General features: G+C 37.5%; 6 protein-coding genes. 2 read left to right on the forward strand and 4 right to left on the reverse strand.

The features are described 5' to 3' along the window. The first annotated feature begins 416 nt into the window (after nt 1-416). Both G8761_RS26385 and G8761_RS26390 read left to right on the forward strand, forming a co-directional pair. Nucleotides 417-1235 carry a mechanosensitive ion channel family protein gene (locus G8761_RS26385; RefSeq protein ID WP_166030904.1) on the forward strand — a complete coding sequence of 273 codons (819 nt, stop codon included), beginning with the start codon at nt 417-419 and terminating at the stop codon, nt 1233-1235. A 316-nt stretch (nt 1236-1551) separates the two neighbouring features. Beyond that, the gene (locus tag G8761_RS26390; protein ID WP_166030905.1) at nt 1552-1830 is read left to right on the forward strand and encodes a hypothetical protein; all 279 of its coding nucleotides are present in this window, start codon (nt 1552-1554) and stop codon (nt 1828-1830) included. Between the two features lie 83 nt (nt 1831-1913). Here the strand turns inward: G8761_RS26390 and corA are convergent, their stop codons facing one another. From corA to G8761_RS26410, 4 genes are all read right to left on the reverse strand, one after another. Next, entirely contained in the window at nt 1914-2864 is a 951-nt protein-coding gene (gene corA / locus G8761_RS26395; RefSeq protein WP_166030909.1) for a magnesium/cobalt transporter CorA, read from the reverse strand. Between the two features lie 25 nt (nt 2865-2889). Next, a complete protein-coding gene (locus G8761_RS26400; protein ID WP_166030906.1) occupies nt 2890-3699 on the reverse strand; it encodes a hypothetical protein in 810 nt (269 codons plus the stop codon). A gap of 1112 nt (nt 3700-4811) precedes the next feature. Further along, entirely contained in the window at nt 4812-5153 is a 342-nt protein-coding gene (locus G8761_RS26405) for a DUF1048 domain-containing protein (protein ID WP_166030907.1), read from the reverse strand. Nucleotides 5154-5172: 19 nt separating this feature from the next. After that, on the reverse strand, nt 5173-5493 hold the full coding sequence (locus G8761_RS26410) for a PadR family transcriptional regulator (RefSeq protein ID WP_166030908.1): 321 nt from the start codon (nt 5491-5493) through the stop codon (nt 5173-5175). Between the last annotated feature and the right edge of the window lie 502 nt (nt 5494-5995).

A 5995-nucleotide genomic window follows, 5' to 3' on the forward strand; every position in this document is an offset into this window, starting at 1 on the left:
AACGGGATAATATCCAATATATTATACTAACACTTTTTCATTATAAAGTTAAAGTGTCCTTTTTCAACTAAACTGCCCTATAGTGGAACAGCAGAAAAAAGGTTCTACTTATTATTGAAGTAAAACACCCGTTAGCTTAATAAGAAATTCTTTATACGCAGAGAAAGATGGGATTTCCATGTACATCGCGTCCTACTATGTGAAGGTATTTATCTTGCCGAGGAACAATTTCCTAATTGACCTTATCTCTTTATCTTTTAATATCCCTTCTGCAACGGTAAACACATTATTGGCAATATAAATCCTCAAGAAGCACGGATTTATGATATCGTTAAGGTAAGGTTTGTTGGGAAAGGAATGTTTTTCTCCTTATCCGCATTCCTATGGTACAGTGTAAAAAAGTAGGGGTGGATAGGATGTTTTTCTTGGAACTGTTCCAGCAGTTGCCCGTAAAAATTTTAACGGTTGCACTGCTTATTATATTCACGGTTTATTTGATCCGCAAATCCATCAAGCTTTTCTTTGACAAAACGAGCTTATTAGATGAAAAGCGAGAAGAGACATTGATGCATTTCGCTAGACAGGTGACAAAGGTATTGGGGCTGTTGTTCTTCTTTCTTTATGTGCTTAGCCATTTCTTCAACCTGGCAAAGCTTGTCACTGGTTCGGTCGTGGTGGCAGGTGCCTTGGCATTGATCCTACAGCATATCATCCGCGATTACATTATGGGGCTAACCTATCTGTTTGAGCGTCAAATCCACCTCGGGGATTATGTCATCATCAACGGAAACCGTCAGGGGAAAATCGAGGAAATCAGCATGCGCCACCTGAAGATCCGCCAGTATGACGGATACCTCAATACAGTCGCCTATGGCAGCATCATGGAACTTCAGAACGGGAACCGGGGAAGGCGCCGGGTGAACGAAAGCCTTGTTCTCAACTATAAGCAAAATCCAGACGAGGCCTTCGAGGTGATGGAGGAAGTTGCCCAAACATGCAACGAGAAATACGGTGAATACCTGCTAAAGGATGAGAACGGTGTTCCTGTGGAGAGTTTCAAATTCAACGAAATCACTGAACTAAACGTGGGTTTCAGTGGCCACCGGTATTCATTATCAGGTCTTGTGAAGGAAGCGGATTACGTAGAGGCAGGCAAAAAGGTGAGGTATGAACTAGCAATGGCTGCATACAAAAAAGACTTGATGATGCCAGAGAGCCTCAACACAAGCCATTAAAAATCATAAGAGCAAGAGTTCATACCTCTTGCTTTTATTCTGTTGTTTTTATGAATACAAAAAGTAAAGCCTTGTAGGGATGTAAGTCAGTTCAGGTGGTTCGGACCCCCTCCCGTTGTGCGATGTTCGAATAGCTGATGGAGGATGGGCATACCTGCTCCTGTTGAAGAATCGTCCCGATTAGTTTAAGTTCAAAACTTCACAAATGAAATACTTTCAATTTAATTTGTCATTTTTTTATTTGAATCAATTTATTTAACCTGTATAAAGATGGTAAAATAATTGTAGGAATTTCAATGAATTGGGGTTATTTTGAATGAGCAACAAGAAACAACTTGGAAAATGGGCAGTAAGGGCAATGAACCTTTCCGCATTTATTACTTCTTCTGTAATAGCAGTTGGTGGAGGATTTTTAAGCCTATCTGCTATATCCTCCTCTCATGTGTTCACCGGCCTGATTTTATTTATATTGTTTTTATGGGTAGGCATCGCTTTTTTTCGAATTTGGAATAGGTATTTTAAGCCTTTATTGCTGGAAGGAAATGCAGAAGAAGATGAATTTAAAAAACCATTAAAAAAGGCGTCCTCCTATTAAAAAAGGACGCTTTTTATCTTCCTCGAATTATATGGTAGGCCTGCCTCTTCAGTTCTGTTCTTTTCGTGATTTAGGAGACTATTTTATTTGAACCATCCTTTTTTCAAAAACCATAAATACATTCCCATTCCGATGATAAACATAAGAAAGATGGCTCCATAATAGCCATAGTGCCATGACAGTTCAGGCATATTTTCGAAATTCATTCCATAAATACCAGCAATAAAGGTAAGTGGCATAAAAATAGTTGTGATGACTGTAAGTACCTTCATGACATGGTTGGTTTGTGTAGAATTTAATGTCAGATAGCTTTCCCGAATGTCAGTAGTAAATTCCCGGTTTGCCTCAACCATTTCAGCTAACCGGATAAGATGATCATAAATATTAGCAAAGTATTCTTTTCTTAGTTGAACCGATGATAACCGCTCCGAATTAAGAATCCTGTATACCAGATCTCTCATAGGAAAAATGACCCGGCGTAATAATAGGAGATGATGCCTCGCTTTGAACAGATTTCCCAGGAGCAACTCCGCCGGCTTATTCTCCGAGTTTTCATCTATCTGATTCAAACCATCTTCAACCATTTCCATCAAAGGGAAATAACTGTCCACAATCTTGTCTAAAATTTCATAGAATACCAGCGAAGCATTACATTTTTTAAGATTGTCGGCTTTCAATAGCCGTTCCCATACTTTGTTTATCTCCCCTGATTCCTGGTTATGGTAGGTGACCATATAATTTTCAGAAAAAAATACATCCACCTCTTCCCTTGTCCAGGATTCCTTATTTAATAATTGGAATACAAAAAAAGCATGATTTTCATAATAATCTAGTTTTGGTCGCTGCAGGGTATGCAAACAATCTTCTATTGCCAAGGGATGAAAATGAAAGGGATCACTTAACAATTCAGTCTCCTTACTGTCTGGACGGTCAAAGTCTACCCAGTACCATACATAATCTTTCTTCATGAGTTCGGTTATTTCTAGTCCAAGTGTTATTTGATTGTTATTATCAACAGCAAGGATCCTTATCATCATTTTCTCCTTAATTTTTCTACGACTAGTTGTCATACCATTTTTTCCGTTTATTAAGGTTTCTTTTCCATTTTACCATGCTAGCTATGCCCAATGTAGCAGCTATGATTAACCCGCTGAATGTGACGAAAAGGGCTATATACTGAAAAATGGAATAGGACAGCACCTTTTTCCAATCTACGCCCCCCTTTAAATCCTCTATTACCAAATTCATTCCGAAGATTCCACCTACTACAGTATACAAGGTAAGAATAAGCAACAAAGTGTTTGCAGTTTGATTTGAACTCTCTTCCTGGCGCCTGTACAAAGTATTCAAAGTATTTCGAACGTCCTGGTATAATCCATCTATTCCAAACATCTTTCTTAATTTAAAAAGAATTTCCCTGCCTTGGCTTTGTGATGCCATCTCGAGAAAAAAATAATTCGCTGTAAAGGAATTGATGGAGTGAATCATTTCCTCTACTTTCTCCCGGTCTTTTTCCACTACAATAGCGGAGTATTCATTTGAAAGTTTTAACAGCATAACCTTATAGAACAAATTTAAAAGTAAGGCATAATAGTATTGTCCATAAAAACTGCCCGCAAGAGAAGCAAATAGTTTTGATTGTTCATTAGTTACACAAGCAAAGCAATGTTCTTCAAAGACATATAAGGTATTCGGAGCCCATCTTGCATAACCGTTTTCATTTAAGTAATTACGAATGAACAAAAGGTTGTTTGAACTGACATATGGTTTTCCTTCTTTATTTAAACCGTTCAAATCTGAGGCTCGAAAGGCATCCACCTCATTTAGTGCTTCTCCTTCTTTAAAACCTATTAGGGACTGTACAAACATCCGGCTATCTTCAAAAAAGGGCAGCGTTTCAAAATAGGAACCATTCCTTTTTCCCCGATAAAAAAACTTGGGAAAGTCAGGAAACAAGTATTGAAACAGGAATTGTTCTACTTTCTCAAACTTTATACCATCGCAAACGACTTTTAATGACTTCTCATTCGTACTATTCGAATCCAAAGATCTAAAAAGGGTTGCAAATTCCAACGCTTGAGAAAATTGCCTATCATTTTCTGTTTTAATTTCCGTCCGAATGGATAGAAAGCCCAATTGATAAGGACATAGGATTATGTCGGCGGAATGTATGGTAAAGGGAATGGCTAACTTATCTGTTATTAACTCGCACGATAAACCGAGCTTCTTTGAATATCTCTGGAAGCCTTTATCCGTTTCTGAGTGAGGGAACAATACTTTGTTTGTGAATGGAAGATAATAAGCTTCGATATCTTTGTGTGATACATGGAACTGGCCATAATAAAGAAACTCATTCTCTAAATCATCAAGATGAAAGTGGGTAAATTTCTAATTATTTTTTATGAAATCTATCATTGAATTATTTTCATCTTGAAAAGCAAAAGGAAAGACAAATTGAAACAAGGCTTTTGATAACTTTTTTTCAATAACTTGAGGTTTAAACATGTCTATCTACCTTTCGCTGTCGGTTTAATAGCTAATACCATTATCCATTATTACAATTGCCTTTCTATGCTAAATTGAAACAATTCATCAAATTAAAATAAAAAATGCAGGTGTAATACCTGCACTTTTTAGATTTTTAGTCCCACTATCAATCATCGTCCTAAAAAGCCTTACGTTTGGAGACATTCTAAAAATAGGGAAGAACCATCTATAATCACGATGAGAAAGGTGGGACTGGCATGTACATCGTGTCCAACTTTCTGAAGGTATTAATCTTGCCGAGGATCAATGCCCTAATTGACATTATCTCTATATCTTTTAATATCTATCTAACAGCGGTAACCACAATATAATAGATCCTCACGATGCATGGATAGGGCTTCTTCTTTTGTACATTGTTTTACAAACTTTTGTATGTTTGGAGTTATATTACCAATTTTATAAAATTCATTGAACCAAACAATAGGATTTTATCTTTAGCCACGACCAATGGTATCGTTCAACTTCTTGCGATACCTGTCACTCCAAGTTTTCTCATCCTTCACTAAATCGTCGCAGAAAGCTGCAACGTCCTCACCCGTAAGGTCAGTGACTTTCTTGCCTTCCGCTGCTCCTTCTTCGAAGAGGTCGAGAATGCCGTAAAAGATACGGCTGCTGTCCTTCCAGTCGGTGGGACCACCACCAGCAGTCCACATATATTTTTGGATAGCTTTGTAAGCATTGCGGTACTCACTTGGAAGTGACTTCGCACGTGCTTCCATCGCCCTCCATTCCCGCTTGTCATCCAGACTTCCGATAATTTTTTCAAAAATACTCATTTTACTTCTCCTTTTAATTTTATTTGGTTTTAAGCTCGTTAATTTTGCTTGAGACGAAATCCCATTTTTTCCAGAAAATTTTAAGTTGTTCTTGACCTGCTGCATTGAGTGTGTAAAATTTTCTCGGCGGTCCCATAGTGGATGGCTTTTTCTCGATGTGCACCAGGTTGTTTTTCTCAAGCCGCATGGTAATCGTATAAACTGTCCCATCAACCACATCAGTAAATCCAAGTTCTCGCAGCTGTTGCGTAATTTCATAGCCATAAGTTTCGCCACGGCTGATGATCTCAAGCACACAACCTTCAAGCACCCCTTTCAGCATTTCCGTGATATTTTCCAAGTTTTTTCCTCCATTTGTATGTCGCTTTTTTTCAGTAATCTGTATCACAGGTATTTAGTAACACTTACCACTGGTATATAGTATTACTGAATAGCATCATTTGTCAATAAAACTTTTCGTCAAAAAAGCCCGTTATTACAGCTTCATAGGTGTTTTATCAAATTTGACAGCTTAGAATTTAGTCGGACACGGGATTATTATTAAGAAGATCTAAATAATTTAAAAATAACTGGTGAAGGGGTTGACGACCAAGAACCTGCTCACTTTAGTAGACTTGATTTACATGTTAAAGTGACAAAGATGATGATTCGTAATACAAACGTTTATTTACACAGCATTGAGTCAATTAATTTGCTGCATTTGTTATTTTTATGGATAGGCTTATCAATAAGTATGTGAAGAAATGTACTTAAACTAACCTGCTGCGTTAGTAGAATAAGCAAAAAGACCGCCTGTACTGCCTTTGTAGAGGTACATGCAATAAAAAAATCGGCTCAGTGTT

The sequence above is a fragment of the Neobacillus terrae genome (assembly GCF_011393025.1).
GTDB classification, from domain to species: Bacteria; Bacillota; Bacilli; order Bacillales; family Cytobacillaceae; genus Neobacillus_A; species Neobacillus_A terrae.

What these genes read in the sequence shown, in the direction of transcription:
- G8761_RS26385 (WP_166030904.1), top strand. Translation starts at nt 417, where the DNA reads ATGTTTTTCTTGGAACTGTTCCAGCAGTTGCCCGTAAAAATTTTAACG.
- G8761_RS26390 (WP_166030905.1), top strand. Translation starts at nt 1,552, where the DNA reads ATGAGCAACAAGAAACAACTTGGAAAATGGGCAGTAAGGGCAATGAAC.
- corA (WP_166030909.1), bottom strand. Translation starts at nt 2,864, where the DNA reads ATGATAAGGATCCTTGCTGTTGATAATAACAATCAAATAACACTTGGA.
- G8761_RS26400 (WP_166030906.1), bottom strand. Translation starts at nt 3,699, where the DNA reads ATGTTTGTACAGTCCCTAATAGGTTTTAAAGAAGGAGAAGCACTAAAT.
- G8761_RS26405 (WP_166030907.1), bottom strand. Translation starts at nt 5,153, where the DNA reads ATGAGTATTTTTGAAAAAATTATCGGAAGTCTGGATGACAAGCGGGAA.